This window comes from Achromobacter sp. ACM02, assembly GCF_014851605.1.
In the GTDB taxonomy this organism is placed as follows: Bacteria; Pseudomonadota; Gammaproteobacteria; order Burkholderiales; family Burkholderiaceae_B; genus Achromobacter; species Achromobacter aegrifaciens.
Map to the genome: position 1 here is coordinate 489,735 of NZ_JACUZY010000005.1, position 16,175 is coordinate 505,909.

General features: G+C 67.4%; 17 protein-coding genes. 7 read left to right on the forward strand and 10 right to left on the reverse strand.

Translation table 11 applies throughout. The features are described from left to right. Positions 1-15: 15 nt before the first annotated feature. The 4 genes from IB258_RS18265 to IB258_RS18280 are packed head-to-tail and all read right to left on the reverse strand — an operon-like array spanning position 16 to position 2,976. The gene (locus tag IB258_RS18265; RefSeq protein WP_054455014.1) at positions 16-783 is read right to left on the reverse strand and encodes a LamB/YcsF family protein; all 768 of its coding nucleotides are present in this window, start codon (positions 781-783) and stop codon (positions 16-18) included. A 13-nt stretch (positions 784-796) separates the two neighbouring features. Further along, a complete protein-coding gene (locus IB258_RS18270) occupies positions 797-1,792 on the reverse strand; it encodes a biotin-dependent carboxyltransferase family protein (RefSeq protein ID WP_054455012.1) in 996 nt (331 codons plus the stop codon). Continuing rightward, the gene (pxpB, locus tag IB258_RS18275; protein ID WP_192352981.1) at positions 1,789-2,520 is read right to left on the reverse strand and encodes a 5-oxoprolinase subunit PxpB; all 732 of its coding nucleotides are present in this window, start codon (positions 2,518-2,520) and stop codon (positions 1,789-1,791) included. The genes IB258_RS18270 and pxpB overlap by 4 nt, the downstream gene beginning before the upstream one ends. 24 nt (positions 2,521-2,544) lie before the next feature. Continuing rightward, positions 2,545-2,976: a VOC family protein gene (locus IB258_RS18280; protein WP_054455008.1), complete on the reverse strand. Its 432-nt coding sequence runs from the start codon at positions 2,974-2,976 to the stop codon at positions 2,545-2,547. 150 nt (positions 2,977-3,126) lie between these two features. Here IB258_RS18280 and IB258_RS18285 point away from each other — a divergent pair, with 150 nt between their 5' ends. Continuing rightward, entirely contained in the window at positions 3,127-3,993 is an 867-nt protein-coding gene (locus tag IB258_RS18285; protein WP_054455868.1) for a LysR family transcriptional regulator, read from the forward strand. A gap of 50 nt (positions 3,994-4,043) precedes the next feature. Here IB258_RS18285 and serA read toward each other — a convergent pair whose 3' ends face one another. The 6 genes from serA to phoB form a co-directional block, all read right to left on the reverse strand. Then, the gene (serA, locus tag IB258_RS18290; protein ID WP_054455006.1) at positions 4,044-5,243 is read right to left on the reverse strand and encodes a phosphoglycerate dehydrogenase; all 1,200 of its coding nucleotides are present in this window, start codon (positions 5,241-5,243) and stop codon (positions 4,044-4,046) included. A gap of 168 nt (positions 5,244-5,411) precedes the next feature. After that, positions 5,412-5,870, reverse strand: a complete 459-nt coding sequence (locus tag IB258_RS18295; RefSeq protein WP_054455004.1) for a DUF411 domain-containing protein — start codon at positions 5,868-5,870, stop codon at positions 5,412-5,414. Between the two features lie 75 nt (positions 5,871-5,945). After that, positions 5,946-7,346 (reverse strand): heavy metal sensor histidine kinase, encoded by a 1,401-nt coding sequence (locus IB258_RS18300; RefSeq protein WP_119452175.1) that lies wholly within the window; start codon positions 7,344-7,346, stop codon positions 5,946-5,948. Continuing rightward, positions 7,343-8,032, reverse strand: a complete 690-nt coding sequence (locus IB258_RS18305) for a heavy metal response regulator transcription factor (RefSeq protein WP_054454998.1) — start codon at positions 8,030-8,032, stop codon at positions 7,343-7,345. Before IB258_RS18305 ends, IB258_RS18300 begins: the two co-directional genes overlap by 4 nt. Before the next feature lie 45 nt (positions 8,033-8,077). Further along, the gene (gene phoR / locus IB258_RS18310) at positions 8,078-9,385 is read right to left on the reverse strand and encodes a phosphate regulon sensor histidine kinase PhoR (protein ID WP_054454997.1); all 1,308 of its coding nucleotides are present in this window, start codon (positions 9,383-9,385) and stop codon (positions 8,078-8,080) included. 13 nt (positions 9,386-9,398) lie between these two features. Beyond that, complete coding sequence (gene phoB, locus IB258_RS18315; RefSeq protein WP_006227196.1) at positions 9,399-10,097, reverse strand: phosphate regulon transcriptional regulator PhoB; 699 nt, start codon at positions 10,095-10,097, stop codon at positions 9,399-9,401. A gap of 161 nt (positions 10,098-10,258) precedes the next feature. On the opposite strand from phoB, the gene ubiE reads away from it, so the two are divergent. The 6 genes from ubiE to rfaE2 all read left to right on the forward strand — a co-directional run bounded on the left by ubiE (position 10,259) and on the right by rfaE2 (position 16,171). Then, complete coding sequence (ubiE, locus tag IB258_RS18320; protein ID WP_054454995.1) at positions 10,259-11,035, forward strand: bifunctional demethylmenaquinone methyltransferase/2-methoxy-6-polyprenyl-1,4-benzoquinol methylase UbiE; 777 nt, start codon at positions 10,259-10,261, stop codon at positions 11,033-11,035. A 176-nt stretch (positions 11,036-11,211) separates the two neighbouring features. Beyond that, positions 11,212-12,216, forward strand: coding sequence for a Tim44 domain-containing protein (locus IB258_RS18325; RefSeq protein WP_119452176.1), 1,005 nt, complete (start codon positions 11,212-11,214; stop codon positions 12,214-12,216). Positions 12,217-12,401: 185 nt separating this feature from the next. Continuing rightward, entirely contained in the window at positions 12,402-13,040 is a 639-nt protein-coding gene (locus IB258_RS18330) for an SCP2 domain-containing protein (RefSeq protein WP_192352982.1), read from the forward strand. 3 nt (positions 13,041-13,043) lie between these two features. Continuing rightward, positions 13,044-14,597 (forward strand): ubiquinone biosynthesis regulatory protein kinase UbiB, encoded by a 1,554-nt coding sequence (gene ubiB, locus IB258_RS18335; RefSeq protein WP_054454990.1) that lies wholly within the window; start codon positions 13,044-13,046, stop codon positions 14,595-14,597. A 184-nt stretch (positions 14,598-14,781) separates the two neighbouring features. After that, complete coding sequence (locus IB258_RS18340; protein ID WP_054454988.1) at positions 14,782-15,660, forward strand: ferritin; 879 nt, start codon at positions 14,782-14,784, stop codon at positions 15,658-15,660. A 22-nt stretch (positions 15,661-15,682) separates the two neighbouring features. Then, entirely contained in the window at positions 15,683-16,171 is a 489-nt protein-coding gene (gene rfaE2 / locus IB258_RS18345) for a D-glycero-beta-D-manno-heptose 1-phosphate adenylyltransferase (RefSeq protein ID WP_054454986.1), read from the forward strand. Positions 16,172-16,175 lie beyond the last annotated feature (4 nt).

A 16,175-nucleotide genomic window follows, 5' to 3' on the forward strand; every position in this document is an offset into this window, starting at 1 on the left:
CCTAGCCAGCCGCGCCTATTCCCTCGGTGGGGTGCGGACTTCTATGCCGGCCTGTTCCAGCGCCTTGCGGATGCCGTCGGCGAAGATCAGCGCGTTCGGCTGGTCGCCATGGATGCACAGCGTGTCGGCCTGCACCGCCACGTCCTTGCCGTCCACCGAACGCACCTTGCCTTCGCGCACCATGCGCACCACCTGCGCCACCGCCTGATCCAGGTCTTCGATCATCGCGCCGGCGCGGCTGCGCGGCGTGAGCGAGCCGTCGTCCTGGTAGGAGCGGTCGGCGAAGACCTCGTTGGCGGCGGCCAGGCCGATGGAACGGGCCGCGTCGATCAGTTTGCTGCCGGCCAGTCCGTACAGGATCAGCGAGGCGTCCACGTCCTTGACGGCCTGGCAGATCGCGCGCGCCAGCCCTTCGTCCTTGGCGGCCATGTTGTAAAGCGCGCCGTGCGCTTTCACATGGTGCAGCCGCGCGCCTTGCGAGGCGGCCACGCCGGCCAAGGCGCCGATCTGGTAGACCACGATGTCGTAGGCTTCGTCGGGGCTGATCTGGATGACGCGGCGTCCGAATCCGGCCAGATCCTGCAGGCTGGGGTGCGCGCCCAGCGCCACGCCGCGCGCCAGCGCGGCCGCCACGGTCTTGCGCATGGTGGCCGGGTCGCCGCCATGGAAGCCACAGGCGATATTGGCGGAGCTGACGAACTGCAGCACCGCGGCGTCGTTGCCCATGGTCCAGGCGCCATAGCTTTCGCCCATGTCGCAGTTCATGTCGATGCGGGTGGTCATGGCAAATTCCTTTCTAGGCGAGGAGCGCGCGCAACGGCGCCAGCGCGTCCTGCAATTGCGTGAAGGCGCGCTCGCGTTCGCCGTCCAGGCGCTGCGCTTCTTCCAGTTCGATCAGCTGGAAGCGCAGCGTCTGGCCCGGTGCGCACTGCGCCAGGACGGGCAGGTCCACCGTGGCGATCTGCGCGATCTTGGGGTAGCCGCCGGTGGTCTGCCGGTCGGCCATGAGGATGATGGCCTCGCCGCCCGAAGGCACCTGCACGGTGCCGAAACACGCGGCTTCCGACAGCATCTGACGCGGCTGGCTCATGGCCAGCGCGGGGCCCAGCAGGCGGTAGCCCATGCGGTCGGACTGCGGGCTGATGCGGAACTCCGCGCCGCCGCCAAAGGCCTGGCGGGTGGCCTCGGAGAATTCCTCCCAGTGCATGCCGGGCAGGAAACGGATGAACTCGCGGCGCTTGGCGCCCAGCGCCGCCGGCAGGTAGACGCGCTGGTTCCACAGCGCTTCCTGCAAGGCGTCGAGGTCGCGGCCAGCGGCCAGCGGCGCATGCAATGGCACCTGGTCGCCCTTGGCCAGCGCGCGTCCCTGGAAGCCGCCGAAGCCGCTGCGCAGGTAGGTGCTTTCGCTGCCCATGACGCGCGGCAGCGCAAAGCCGCCGTGCACCGCGAGATAGCCGCGCACGCCCACGGCCGGCCTGGCGCCGAAGGCCAGGGTGTCGCCCGTCCGCGCCACCAGCGGGCGGTGGACGGGAATGTCCTGGCCGTTGAGCGTGGCGCCAAGGTCGGCGCCAGCCAGCGCGAAGCAGGCCGCGGCGTCAAAGCGCAGGGTAGGACCCGTCAGGGTTATTTCCAGCGTGGCGTGTTCGTCTTGATTGCCGGCCAGCGCGTTGGCCAGCCGGTGCGCGCGCTCGTCCATGGCGCCCGCGGCGGGGATGCCCTGATGCTGGTAGCCCTCGCGGCCGCGGTCCTGGAAGCTGGACAGCATGCCGGGCTTGATCACGGTCACGCTCATGGCCGGGTTCCCCGGATGCGGTTGAATTCTTCGGGGCTGATGGGCACGAAGCGGACCGAGTCGCCGGGTTGCAGCAGGGCGGCGGGTTCGCGGGCCGGGTCGAACATGGTGAGCGGCGTGGCGCCGATGATGTTCCAGCCGCCGGGCAGGCGGTTCGGGTAGATCACGGTCTGCCGGTTGGCGACCGCCACGGCGCCGGGCGGCACCGCGGTGCGCGGCGAGGCGCGGCGCGGGATATTCAGTTTTTCGTCGTGCACGCCCAGATAGGCGTGGCCGGGCGCGAAGCCCAGCATGAAGACCATGCTGCGCGGCTGGCTGTGCAGCTGGATGACGCCTTCGGGAGTGAGGCCGGCGGCGTCGGCCACTTCGGCGAGGTCGGGGCCATGTTCGCCGCCGTAGCAGACCGGGATGTCGATCTCGCGTCCGCCCAGGGCGTCCGCGGCGATGCCTTCGGACAATAGTTGTCCGATGCGCTCGGCCAGTTGCGGGTAGGTGGGGCCGCCGCTGGCGCCGGGGCGGTAATGCACCGCCACCGCGACGAAGGAAGGCACCACATCGGTCACGCCGGCAAGCCGCGCGTCGCGCAGCTTGCCGGCCGCGGCCAGACAGGTCCTGCCGACATCGGCGTCGATCTGGTCGCCAAAGGAAACGATCAGGCAGCGGTCACCCTGGGGCAGGATGCGCCAGGAGGTTTCGGCCGGAGAAGGAGGTTCTGAATTTGCGTTCAACGACACGAAACCTGTAGAGACGGATTACTTGGCGAACAGGGAATCCAGGTTCTTGAACGCCTTGAATTCCAGCGCGTTGCCCGACGGATCCAGGAAGAACATGGTGGCTTGTTCGCCCACTTCACCCTTGAAGCGGATGTAGGGCTCGATGACGAATTCGGTGCCGGCGTCGGTCAGACGCTTCGCCATCGCTTCCCATTGTTCCATGGAAAGCACCGCGCCGAAATGGCGCACCGGCACATTGTGCGAGTCCACGGCGCTGGTGGCCTTGTGGCCGCATTCGCCGGGAGCCAGGTGGGCGACGATCTGGTGGCCGTAGAAGTTGAAGTCGATCCATTCGGGCGAGCTGCGGCCCTCCGGACAGCCCAGTTTTTCGCCATAGAAGGCGCGGGCTTCGGCCAGGTCGCGGACCGGGAAGGCGAGGTGGAACGGCGGCAGGTTGGTTTGAGCGGTCATGGAAGGCTCCGGGTCAGGCAAAGAAAAAATGATCAGTCAGATTGCGAGCCATCGCAAGCTTGGACGGCCTAGCATCGATGGGTAGTTTAGGTATTGTTTTTTTGATTGAAAAACGATATTTTTTGCTACTTAGCATCGAAATAATTGATCGTGATCAAAGAGTTCAAGACCTTCATCGCCGTGGCGCGGGACGGCACCTTTACCGGCGCCGGCGCCCGGCTGGGCCTGACCCAGTCTGCCGTCAGCGCCCAGATCAAGCGCCTGGAGGATTACCTGGGCGGGCCGCTGTTCGACCGTAGCGCGCGCGCCGCGGTGCTGAATGCGCACGGCCGCGAAGTGCTGCCGCAGGCGGAAGAACTGGTCGCCATGGCCGAGCGGATGATTACCGCTGGCGGGGCGGGCCATGTCAGCGGCTTGCTGCGCATCGGCGCCATCGCGTCGGTGCAGCAGGACCTGCTGGCGCGCGCGCTGGGCGGATTTCGCGCGGTCTATCCGGATGTGCGGGTGCGCATCGTGCCAGGCGTGTCCCTGTCGCTCCTGGGGCAGGTGGATGCGGGCGAGGTGGACATGGCCATGCTGATCAAGCCGCCCTTCGCTCTGCCGCCCGAACTCGGCTGGCAGCCCCTGCTGCGTGAACCGGTGATGCTGGCCATGCCTGCTTCCATGCCCATCGCGCCCTGGCGCGAGCTGCTGGCAAGCCAGCCCTTCATCCGCTACGACCGCGCGTCATTCGGCGGGCGCGTGGTGGACCTGTTCCTGAAGAAGCAGCGCATCCCGGTGCGCGAGGCTGTGGAGCTGGACGAGATCGACGCCATCGCCAACATGGTGCGGTTGGGGCTGGGCGTGGCGCTGTTGCCGCAGCTGCGGCGGCTGGACATGACCGGCTTGCGGCTGTTGCCGCTGGGGGAGGCGGCGTTCCACCGCGAGATCGGCCTGATAGGCCGGCTGCCGTTCGATGCCGGCAGCGTGCAGGAGAAGATGGCGGAATGCCTGGCGGCCGCCGCGGCAGAGTCTTGAGCCGTTTGGCGGGCGGCGCATGACGCGCTGCCCGCCATGGCGGCGGTGGCTTACAGCCGGTCGCAGCGGACCGTGATGGGGTGGCTGCGCAGCGTGGACATCACGACGTCGTTGACTTCGCCTTCCACGTCGGTGATCACATAGCCGATCTGGCCGCGGGTCTGCAGGGTCTGGCTGACGATGTTCAGGCCATGCTGCGCCATCAGGTTGTCCAGCGTGCCCAGCGCGCCCGGGGCGTTGCGGTGCACGTGCAGGATGCGCGTGCCGCCGGCGGGCTCCAGATACGGCAGCTCGGGGAAGTTGACCGCGCCCTTGGTGGTGCCGGCCTGCAGGAAGCGCACCAGCTTCTCGGCCACTTCCCGGCCGATGTTCTCTTGCGATTCCTGCGTGCTGCCGCCGATGTGCGGGGTCAGGATCACGTTGGGCAGGCCGATCAGCGGGCTGGCCAGCGGCTCGTCCGCGCCCTTGGGCTCGGTCGGGAACACGTCCAGCGCGGCGCCGGCCAGATGGCCGGATTTCAGCGCCGCATGCAGCGCGTCGATATCCACCACCGTGCCGCGCGAGGCGTTGATCAGGATGGCGCCACGGCGCATGCGGCCGATGGTTTCCGCGTTCATGATCTTTTCGGTGGTCTTGCCGCCCGGCACGTGCAGGGTCACCACGTCGGCCTGCTCCAGCAGCTCGTTGAGCGTGGCGGCGGGCCGGGCATTGCCCAGCGGCAGCTTGGCTTCGACGTCGTGATAGACGACGCGCATGCCCAGGCCTTCGGCCAGCGTGCTGATCTGCGAGCCGATGTTGCCGTAGCCCACGATGCCCAGCGTCTTGCCGCGGGTCTCGAATGCGCCCGCGGCGCTCTTGTCCCAGTGGCCCAGGTGCACGCGGGCGTTCTTTTCGGGAATGCGGCGCAGCAGCAGGATGGCTTCGCCCAGCACCAGTTCGGCCACCGAGCGGGTGTTCGAGAACGGTGCGTTGAACACCGGGATGCCGCGCTGCATGGCCGCATCCAGGTCGACCTGGTTGGTGCCGATGCAGAAGCAGCCCACGACGCGCAGGTCGGGGTTGCCGGACAGCAGGGCGGCATCCAGGTGAGTGCGAGAACGGATCCCCGCCACCTGAGCGCCGCGCAGGGCGTCGCTCAATTGCGACGCCGGCAAGGCGGCCGCATGCGTGACGATGTCGGAGTAGCCGGCGGCTTCAAAAACAGCGCGGGCGCTCGGGTGGATGTTCTCGAACAGGACGATTTGTGCCATGACAGCCTGAGGGGTGGGTGAGGAATCCGTTTTATTGATTGTGGCCCATTTTTGCTGCAGTGCAAGGAGTAGCCATTGAGGCGGCATGGATGAATTGTTTCAGGCGCACAAACGATACGGGCATCGCCACAAAGAGCGATGCCCGGACAGAACCTGAAGGTTCGCGCGTTAACGGTAGGCCTGGAACACCTTGGCGCCGCCCTGCTTGTCCACCAGGACCACGTCATGCGGCGTCTTGCGGCCGCCGTATTCGGGGCCGTCCATGCCGGGGGAGCCCAGCGGCATGCCTGGCGCGGCCAGGCCGGCTGCGTCGGGCTTTTCGAGCAGCAGGCGGCGCACGTCGCTGGCCGGGACGTGGCCTTCGATCGCGTAGCCTTCGACGGCCGCGGTGTGGCACGAACCGTAGTTGGCCATGCCGGCGTTGCGGCGGATGGGGCCAGTGTCCTGGACGTCGTGGGTGGTGACGGCGAAGCCGTTGTCGCGCATGTGCTTGACCCAGTCTTCACAGCAGCCGCAGGTCGGGGTCTTCCAGACCTCGACCTTGACGGGCGTCTGGGCGGTGGCGAAAACGGGCGCGCACAGGGCCGCGGCAAGGGCCAGGCGGCGCGTAAGACGGGAAAGGTTCATGATGCTCCGTTGCGGGACGATGTGATTGCAAGCGTACTGTAGAGGAACGGGGGTGACCCCATTCTGTCCCGCACATTACGATTTTGTAATGTTGTCCGCGGTGGCATGGCCCTCCGGCGCGCGCAGCGTGATGCCGACCACGGTGCCATGCGCGCCCGAGGCCGCGTCGACCTCGCCGCCATGCATGCGCGCGATGGCGCGCACGATGGCCAGGCCCAGGCCGTGGCCTTCGCTGCGCGGCGCGCGCGCCTGGCTGGAGCGGAAGAAGCGGTCGAAGATGCGGGGCAGGTCCGTCGGCGGGATGGGCGGGCCTGGGTTGCGCACTTCCACCCGCGCGCCCGCGGGCGAAGCCGAGCAGGTCAGCACGATTTCGCCGCCCCGGGGCGTGGCCTTGATGGCGTTGGAAATCAGGTTCGCCAGCGCGCGCCGCACCAACCCGGCGTTGGCGGCCACGGTGGCGTCGCCTGCGCAGCGCAGATGCACGCCGCTTTCTTCCAGCGTGGCTTCGTAGTATTCGGCCACGCGTCGCGCTTCGGCGGCCAGCGATACTGGCGCCAGGTCCGCGGCCCGTTCGCCGCGGTCGGCGCGCGCCAGGAACAGCATGTCGTTGACCAGGGTCTTCAGGTCTTCCAGCTCTTCAAGGTTGGATTCCAGCGCATCGCGCAGTTCTGCCGCGTCGCGCGGCGACGACAGCATGACCTGCGTGCCGTTGATCAGCGTGGCCAGCGGCGTGCGCAGCTCGTGCGCCACGTCGGCATTGAAGCCTTCCATCTGCTGGTAGGCGGCCTGCAGGCGTTCCAGCGTGCGGTTGAAGGAACGGACCAGCTCGTGCAATTCGCGGTCGGTGTCTTCCAGCGGCAGGCGCCGCGCCAGATTGTCGGGCTGGATGCTGGCCGCCTGCTCGGACAGCCTGCGCGCCGGCGCCATGCTGCGCCTGACGGCCCAGGCCGCCAACACCACGGTCGCGCCGACCCACAGCGCGCAGATCAGCACCAGCGCGGTGCCATAGGCATACAGGAACTGCGAACTGGTGCGCGTGCTGACCGCCACGGTCAGTTGCGCGCCGGGCAGGATGCGGTCGTTCATGGCGACCCGCAGGCCGCGCATGCGGCCGCCGTCGGCGGTCTGCAGCACGACCTGCCTGCCGTCGCCGGTCGCCAGCGTTTCGGGAGCGGGGCCGCCGTACACGGAGTGGCCGTGCGCATCCACGATCCAGATGCCCAGCTGGCCTTCGCCCGCGCGCATCTCGTCGAAGGTGGCGGCCAGGTCTTTCAGGCCGCGGGCGTTGTTCTGCATGTCGATCAGGTGATCGATCAATTCCAGCTTGCCGCTGACTTCGGTGATTTCCTGCCGTTCCACTTCGCGCTTGAGCGCCCAGAACAGCGTGGCTCCCGCCAGGCTGGACACAAGCAGGGCGATGGCGCCCAGCAGCAGCGTCAGCCGCGCCTGCATGGAACGCATGCGCAGCGGCTTCATGCCGGGCGGCTATCCGCGGGGCGCGATTCCAGCACGTAGCCCATGCCGCGCACTGTATGCAGCAACTTGGTGTCGTAGGGGTCGTCCAGCTTGCTGCGCAGCCGCCGCACCGCCACGTCGATGACGTTGGTGTCGCTGTCGAAGTTCATGTCCCAGACCTGCTCGGCCAGGGTGGTGCGCGACAGCACCTGGCCCTGGCGGCGCAGCAGCAGGGCCAGCAGATTGAATTCCTTGGCGGTCAGGTCCAGGCGGCGGCCGCCGCGTTGGGCGCGCCGGCGGGCCAGGTCCAGTTCCAGGTCGGCCAGGCGCAGCAGGGTGGGTTCCTGAGAGCGTCCGCGGCGTAGCAGCGCCTGCACCCGCGCGAGCAGTTCCGAAAAGGCGAAAGGCTTGACCAGGTAGTCGTCGGCGCCGCCTTCCAATCCGCGCACGCGGTCCTCGACGGCGTCGCGCGCGGTCAGCATCAGGATGGGCGTGTCCTTCTGTTCGCGCACCGCGGCCAGCACGCCGAAGCCATCCACGCCCGGCAGCATCACGTCCAGCACGATCAGGTCGTAGACGCCTTCCAGCGCCAGATGCAGGCCGTCCACGCCGTCGCGAGCCAGGTCCACGACGTGGCTTTGCTCCGACAGGCCCTTCTTGAGGTAGTCGGCCAGTTTGGGTTCGTCTTCGATGACCAGGATGCGCATGGCAGGAAATTTACCATCCGCGCTGCGTCAGGTCCGGCGGACGGCTCAGGCCGGGCTGTCGATGGCGATGCGGTCGGGCGGAAAGCGCAGGGCGAACACGCTGCCCTTGCCGGGTTCGCTGGTGATCAGCAGTTCGGCGTCGTGGCGCATGGCGATGTGCTTGGTGATCGCCAGCCCCAGGCCGGTGCCGCCCACCGCGCGCGAACGGCCGCGGTCCACGCGGTAGAAACGCTCGGTCAGGCGGGGCAGGTGGCGCGCGGGGATGCCGATGCCGGTGTCCTGCACGCTGTAGCGCGCGCCGCCGTCTTCCTCGCGCTCCCAGCGCACGGTGATGGTGCCGCCGTCCGGCGTGTAGCGCACCGCGTTGGTCAGCAGGTTGGACAGGGCCGAGGTCAGTTCGGTTTCGGCGCCCAGCACGTCCAGGGATTCATCGATGTGCCACTCCAGCACGTGGCGGCCGCCCGACAGGGCCTCGATCTGCTGGCGCGCCTTCTGCAGCAGCGCGCCCATGTTGACCGCGCGCGGGTCGCTGCCCGGCGAGGATTCCAGCGTGGACAGGGTCAGCAAGTCTTCGACGATGGCCTGCATGCGCTGGGCCTGCTCGTGCATCATGTCGATGTACTGCTCGCGTTGTTCGGCGGGCAGGGCGTCGGCGGGCATGTCGCGCAGGGTTTCCAGAAAACCCGCCAGTACCGTCAGAGGCGTGCGCAATTCGTGCGAGACATTGGCCACGAAGTCGCGGCGCGTGGTTTCCAGGCGTTCGATCTGGGTGACGTCGCGCGTGATCAGCAGGCGCTGGTTGCTGGCGTAGGCCGTCAGTTGCATCATCATCAGCCGCTCCTGGCCTTGCTGGCCCAGGCGCACCAGTATGGGCTCGGGCCAGGACGGACGGTGCGCATATTCGACGAATTCGGGCGCGCGCAGCAGGTTCAGCAGGTTATGGCCGCGGTCGGCCGGCAGGCGCAGGCCCAGGTGCTGGCGCGCCATGCGGTTGCACCAGTCGATCTGGAAATCCTCGTTCAGCGTCACCGCGCCGTCCGGCAGCGCTTGCGCCGCGGCCAGCATGCCCTGCATGGTGTTCTGGGTTTCGTTCAGTTCGCGGGCCCGGGCGCGGGTGTAGCGGTACAGCGGCGCGAGGATGTCGTCCCAGGGACCGACCGAAGCGGGCGGCGAGGTATCGGGGTGGTTGGCCCAGTGGGACACCAGGTGCAGGCGCCAGCTGCGCCAGAGCAGCATGGCGGCCAGCGCGAAGGAAAACAGTATCCAGCCCGCCGGGTCTCCTATGAGCCATTGGGCCAGTAATGCGGCAACCGCCCACAGGGCGACCAGGAAAAGAGTGCGCAGCCAGATCATCGTGCGGGAGTTTTTACCGCGTCGGGAGCTGGGCAGTAAACCGGTAGCCGCTGCCGCGGACCGTTTCCACGTGCGCGTCGTGGCCGCTGGGTTCCAGCGCCTTGCGCAGGCGGCGGATGTGTACGTCGACCGTGCGCTCTTCCACGAAGACGTGGTCGCCCCAGACCTGATCCAGCAGCTGGGAACGCGAGAACACGCGTTCGGGGTGCGTCATGAAAAAGTGCAGCAGGCGGAATTCGGTGGGGCCGATCTGCAGCGACTGGCTGTTGCCCGACAGGCGATGCGTCACCGGATCCAGCTTCAGGCCGCCCACGTCGATCACGTCGTCGGTCAGCTGGGGGGCGCGGCGGCGCAGCACGGCCTTGATGCGCGCCATCAGCTCCTTGGGCGAGAAGGGCTTGGTAATGTAGTCGTCGGCGCCGGCTTCCAGGCCGTCGACTTTGTCCTGCTCGGAACCCTTGGCGGTCAGCATGATGACCGGCACGGCGCGGGTGCGCTCGTCGTTGCGCAGTTTGCGCGCCATGGCCAGGCCGGAGGTGCCGGGCAGCATCCAGTCCAGCAGGATCAGGTCGGGAAGTTCGGCGCGGATCAGAGTCTGGGCCTGGTCGGCGTCGAAGGCGCGCAGCACCTTGTGTCCGGCGAAGGACAGGTTGACGGCGATCAGTTCCTGGATGGCGGGTTCGTCTTCGACAACGAGGATGGTGCTGGACATGGCGGATTGGGCACACTTCTGAGCGCCGGCGCGGCGCGAACATTGCGATAGTATGGCCGCAATATTTCAGGTATGTGACCGCCGGGCGTCATCGTCCGCGTCCGCCGGCCGCCCGCGGGAGCCCGATAGGCTACCATTGAACGATATATCGGGAATTCACCATGCAAAACCCCTCCGAATCGCAACATTCCGCGGATTCCGCCTCGCAATCGACCCATTTCGGCTTCCAGACGGTGCCGGAAGGCGAAAAGGCCCGCAAAGTCGCCGAAGTCTTCCATTCGGTCGCCCAGCGCTACGACGTCATGAACGATTTCATGTCGGCCGGGCTGCACCGCGTCTGGAAGGCGTTCACCATCGGCCGCGCCGCCATCCGCCCCGGCATGAAGGTGCTGGACATTGCGGGCGGCACGGGCGATCTGGCAAAGGCCTTCGCCAAGCGCGCCGGCCCCACGGGCGAGGTCTGGCTCACGGACATCAACGACTCCATGCTGCGCGTGGGCCGCGACCGCCTGACCGATGCCGGCCTGCTGGTCCCCACCGCCGTGTGCGACGCCGAGCGCCTGCCGTTCCCCACCGGCCATTTCGACCGCGTCAGCGTGGCTTTCGGCCTGCGCAACATGACCCACAAGGACCGCGCCCTGGCTGAAATGACCCGGGTGCTGAAGCCGGGCGGCAAGCTGCTGGTGCTGGAATTTTCGCGCGTGGCCAAGCCGCTGGCCCCCGCCTACGACTGGTATTCCTTCAATGTGCTGCCCTGGCTGGGCAAGAAGGTTGCCAAGGACGAAGCCAGCTACCGCTATCTGGCCGAATCCATCCGCATGCACCCCGACCAGGAAACCCTGGCGGACATGCTGCGCACGGCCGGGCTGGAACGGGTGCAGTACTTCAACCTGACCGCCGGCATCGCCGCTCTGCACGAAGGCGTGAAGCTGGGCTGATCCGCCCCGGCCATCCGGATTTTTCGCCGCCCTGCGGGAACTTGTGGGGCGGCGTCTTGTCCGTTATTCTTACGGTATTCAGATTAATGTAAGAAAAGTCGCGACGAAGGTCCCGCGGTCCGTGGGACTTCCTGCTGCTCGGGGCGGCAGGAGCGCGAGTACGAGGGAGCAAACCTATGTCCAAATTCTGTCTTTCGCGGTTTGTCGCCGCGGCGCTGATCGCCGTTTCCGGCGCGGCACTGGTGACGGCGTCGTTTGACGCCGAAGCCCGCCGTGCGGGCGGCGGCAGCAGCGTCGGCCGACAATCCTCCAACGTGACCCAGCAGCGCCAGGCGACCACGCCGCCGACCGCCGCCAGCAACACGGCGGGCGCTACCGCCGCTCCGGCAGCCGCCGGCGCGGCCACGGCCGGCGCTGCCACTGCGGGCGCCGCCGCCAAGAGCGGCGCTTCGCGCTGGCTCGGCCCCATCGCCGGCATCGCCGCTGGCCTGGGTATCGCCGCGCTGCTCTCCAGCATGGGCCTGTCGGGCGCTTTCGCCGAGTTCCTCGGCTCCGCGCTGCTGATCGCCGCGGTCGTGTTCGCCGTCATGTTCATCATCCGCCGCCTGCGCGGCGCCGGTCCGCGCACTGCCACGCAGGGCGCGTTCGGTGGCGCCAACAACGCGCCGGGCCAGCAGCAACAGCAGCCGATGTGGCGTGAAACGCTGAAGCCGGCGGCTCCTGCGGCAGCGGCTCCGGTTGCCGCCGCCGCGGCGCCGGCCGCCATGCCCAAGATGGGCGACGACAACAACTGGTTCGTGCCGGGTGACTTCGATACGCCCAACTTCCTGAAGCAGGCCAAGGAGCAGTTCGTGCGCATCCAGGCCGTCTGGGACAGCGGCAGCACCGATGGCCTGCGCGAGTTCCTGACCGACGACCTGATCACCGAGCTCAAGCCGCAGCTGGCCGAGCGCGGCGCGGCGCCCAACAAGACCGAAGTGGTCCTGCTGAACGCTGAAATGCTGGGCATCGAAACCGTGTCCGACGGCCACCTGGCCAGCGTGCGCTTCTCCGGCATGCTGCGCGAAGCGCCGGGCGCCGAGGCCTTCCGCTTCGAGGAAGTCTGGAACCTGTTCAAGCCCGCCAATGGCGGCTGGCTGCTGGCAGGCATCCAGCAGATCCCGGTGGATCTCGCCAGCTAAGCCTGGCCGGCCGGGGCCGATCCCCACCTCCGTTGCGGATGCCGCAAGGCATCTGTTTGAACCGGCCCTTACAGGGCCGGTTTTTCCATGTGCTTGCGCAAAACACCCAGCCATCTAACCCGTTACACTCCCGATTTACCCATTAACTTCCGCAACCCCCGCAATCGGGGCCGTTGCAGACCGCCATGCTGCCTCTTCCGTTCCTGCCCACCCCCTCGCGACTGGCTGTAAGCGCGCTCAACGCCCTGTTGCGGCGCGAGGACTGGGCGCGCGCGCGCCTGGTCCGGCATGCGGGCAAGACGGTGCGTTTCGCGCTGGGCGGCTTCAGCCTGGGCCTTACCATCGATAGCGAAGGCCTGGCGGCCCAGGCCGATGCGGCCGTGGTGCCCGACGTGACCCTGACGGTCGCGCCTGAAAAACTGCCGCTGCCGCGCCTGGGCGCGGACCGCGAGCGCCCCGATTTCGCCGAGGCCACCCATATCTCAGGCGACGCGGCGCTGGCGCAGGTGGTGTCGGACCTGTCCAAGCAGCTGCGCTGGGATCCGGAGGACGCGCTGGCCCGGGTGGTGGGCGACATCGCCGCGCTGCGCCTGGTGGGCGGGGCGCGCGCGGCCGGCGGCGGCGCGCGCACGGCCAGCCTGAGACTGGCCGAGAACGTGTCCGAGTACCTGTCCGAGGAAAGCGGCATGCTGGCCAGCCGACCGGCGCTGGAACAGTGGCGGCTGGACCTGGCCGAGCTGAACGCCCGCGCCGAGGCGCTGGCCCGTTCGGCCGCCGCGCTGCAAACCCGCCTGGCATCCGCCAGCGCAAAGCGGGGCGCCTGATACATGTTTCCCCTGCTGCGCCTTTTCCGCATCATTCTGGTTTCGCTGCGCTATGGCCTGGATGAGCTGGTGCTCTCCAGCCTGAACCATCCGCTGGCCACCTGCCTGCTGCGCGTCATCCGCCTGGGCACGCGTCCGCGCAAGCCGCGCGGCTTGAGGCTGCGCCTGGCGCTGGAGTCGCTGGGCCCCATCTTCGTGAAGTTCGGACAGGTGCTGTCCACCCGCCGCGACCTGATCCCCGCCGATATCGCCGACGAACTGGCGCTCTTGCAGGACCGCGTGCCGCCGTTCCCCTCGGCGCAGGCCGCGGCCTGCATCGAGGCGGCGCTGGGCGCGCCGCCCGAGAAGCTGTTCGCGCAGTTCGAAGTGGATCCGGTGGCCTCGGCCTCGATCGCGCAGGTGCACTTTGCCGTGCTGCACGACGGCCGCGAGGTCGCGGTCAAGGTGCTGCGCCCGGGCATGCTCAGCATCATCGAGAAAGACCTGTCGCTGCTGAAAGTGGTGGCGCGCATCATCGAGCGCCTGGGCGCCGACGGCCGCCGCCTGAAACCGCGCGAAGTGGTGGCCGAATTCGACAAGTACCTGCACGACGAGCTGGACCTGGTGCGAGAAGCGTCCAATTGCAGCCAGTTGCGCCGCAACTTCGGCCCCGAGTCCGGCCGCGGCGACATGCTGATCGTGCCCGAGGTGATCTGGGAATACACGGCATCCACGGTCTTCACCATGCAGCGCATGTACGGCATGCCGGTGGGCCAGGTGGAGCGCATGCGCGAGGCCGGCATCGACATCCCGACGCTGGCGCGCACCGGCGTGGAGATCTTCTTCACCCAGGTCTTCACCGACGGCTTCTTCCACGCCGACATGCACCCGGGCAACATCTACGTGTCCGACCGTCCGGAAACGCTGGGCAGCTACATCGCCCTGGACTTCGGCATCGTGGGCTCGCTGTCCGAGTTCGACAAGAATTACCTGGCGCAGAATTTCCTGGCCTTCTTCCACCGCGATTACCGCCGCGTGGCGCAACTGCACATTGAATCGGGCTGGGTGCCGCCCGATACGCGCGAAGAAGAACTGGAGGGCGCCGTGCGCGCCGTCTGCGAACCGTACTTTGACCGGCCATTGTCGGAGATCTCGCTGGGGCAGGTGCTCTTGCGGCTGTTCCAGACCTCGCGCCGGTTCAATGTGGAGATCCAGCCGCAGCTGGTCCTGTTGCAGAAGACCCTGCTGAACGTTGAAGGATTGGGCCGCCAGCTCGATCCCAACCTGGATCTCTGGAAGACCGCCAAGCCCTATCTGGAACGCTGGATGCGTCAGCGCGTCGGATTCAAGGGGCTGCGGCAGAGCCTGGAAAAAGAAGCCGCGCAGTGGTCGCAAATGCTGCCTGCTTTGCCCAGGCTGGTCCATGACCACCTGAGCCGTCCCAACGTCTCGCCCGCCTTGCTGGCCGAGATGATCCAGTTGCGGCGGGCCCAGGAACAGAACAACCGGCTGGTTGCAGCGCTGGTTGGGGTGGCCGCGGTTGCCATCGGGGTCGCGATATGGGCCTTGACCCGATAGGCGGCGCGATGATCTAGACGGTATCTGTCATGTTTCATTCATGAAACGGTCATCATAGCTTCGCGGTACACGGCGAAAAATAGCGCTGCGGTGGATGAATGCAGCGCCCTCGCCGGCAGCGCGCGCGCCATTCTTAATCTCTATATCTATAGCCCCACTAGCGGGACGAATACAAGGGCAGACCATGCTTTATCCTGAACTCTTCAAGACCATGGAAGCCGTGCGCTGGAACATGGCGCATGACATTCCCTGGGGCGACTTCGATCGCAGCAAGCTCTCGGACGAGCAGGCACACACGATCAAGATGAACGCCATCACGGAATGGGCCGCCTTGCCGGCCACCGAAATGTTCCTGCGCGACAACCGCGGCGACAGCGATTTCTGCGCGTTCATGTCGGTGTGGTTCTTTGAAGAGCAGAAGCATTCGCTGGTGCTGATCGAATACCTGCGCCGCTTCCGTCCGGACCTGGTGCCCACCGAGGAAGAGCTGCACAACGTGCGCTTCGAGTTCGACGCCGCGCCCGAACTCGAAACCCTGATGCTGCATTTCTGCGGCGAAGTCCGTTTGAACCACTGGTACCGCCGCGCCGCCGAATGGCACACGGAACCGGTCATCAAGGCCATCTACAAGACCGTGGCCCAGGACGAGGCCCGCCACGCCGGCGCCTACCTGCAGTACATGCGCCGCGCGCTGCACGACCGCGGCCAGGACACGAGCGAGCAGGCGCGCCTGGCGTTCTCCAAGATCGGCGTGCTGATGGCGTCGGCCGGCCGCACGCAGCAGGCCCTGCATCCGACCAACCTGCACGTGAACAAGGACCTGTTCCCCAACGACACGGTGCAGTCGCGCCTGCCGGAACCCGGCTGGCTGGAGCACTGGCTGGACACGCAGATCCGCTTTGACGGCGTGTGGGAGCAGAAGGTCGCCACCCGTATCCTGCACATCCTGTCCAAGCTGATGGACCGCAGCTTCGAAACGGTGAAGGACCTGAACCGCTACCGCAAGGAAATGACGGCCCTGATCGTGCCCAAGGAAAAGCAGATCATCCTGGGCGGCGCCTGAGCCGGGGCGATACAATCGCCGCATGCCTGCCGCCCGTTTCGAATCCAAGGTCCTGTCCCGCGACGAATGCGTCGCTGCCGTCGCCGACGGCCGCTATCCGCGGCCGCTGGTGTTCACCAACGGCGTCTTCGACATCCTGCACCGGGGCCACGCGACCTACCTCGACCAGGCCGCCCAACTGGGCGCGACCCTGGTGGTGGCGGTGAACACCGACGAGTCGGTGCGGCGCCTGGGCAAGGGCGCCGAGCGTCCGCTGAATCGCATGGAAGACCGCGCCGCCTTGCTGGCGGCGCTGGGCTTCGTGACCGTGGTCACGTCCTTCCATGAAGACACGCCCGAAGCCCTGATCGGCCAGCTCAAGCCTGACCTGATCGTCAAGGGCGGCGACTACGACATGGAAAAGCTGCCCGAGACCGCCCTGGTCAAGAGCTGGGGCGGCCGCGCGGTGGCGATTCCATTCGAGTTCGAGCGCTCGACCACGGCGCTCGTGAAGAAAATCCAGAACAAGTAAACCG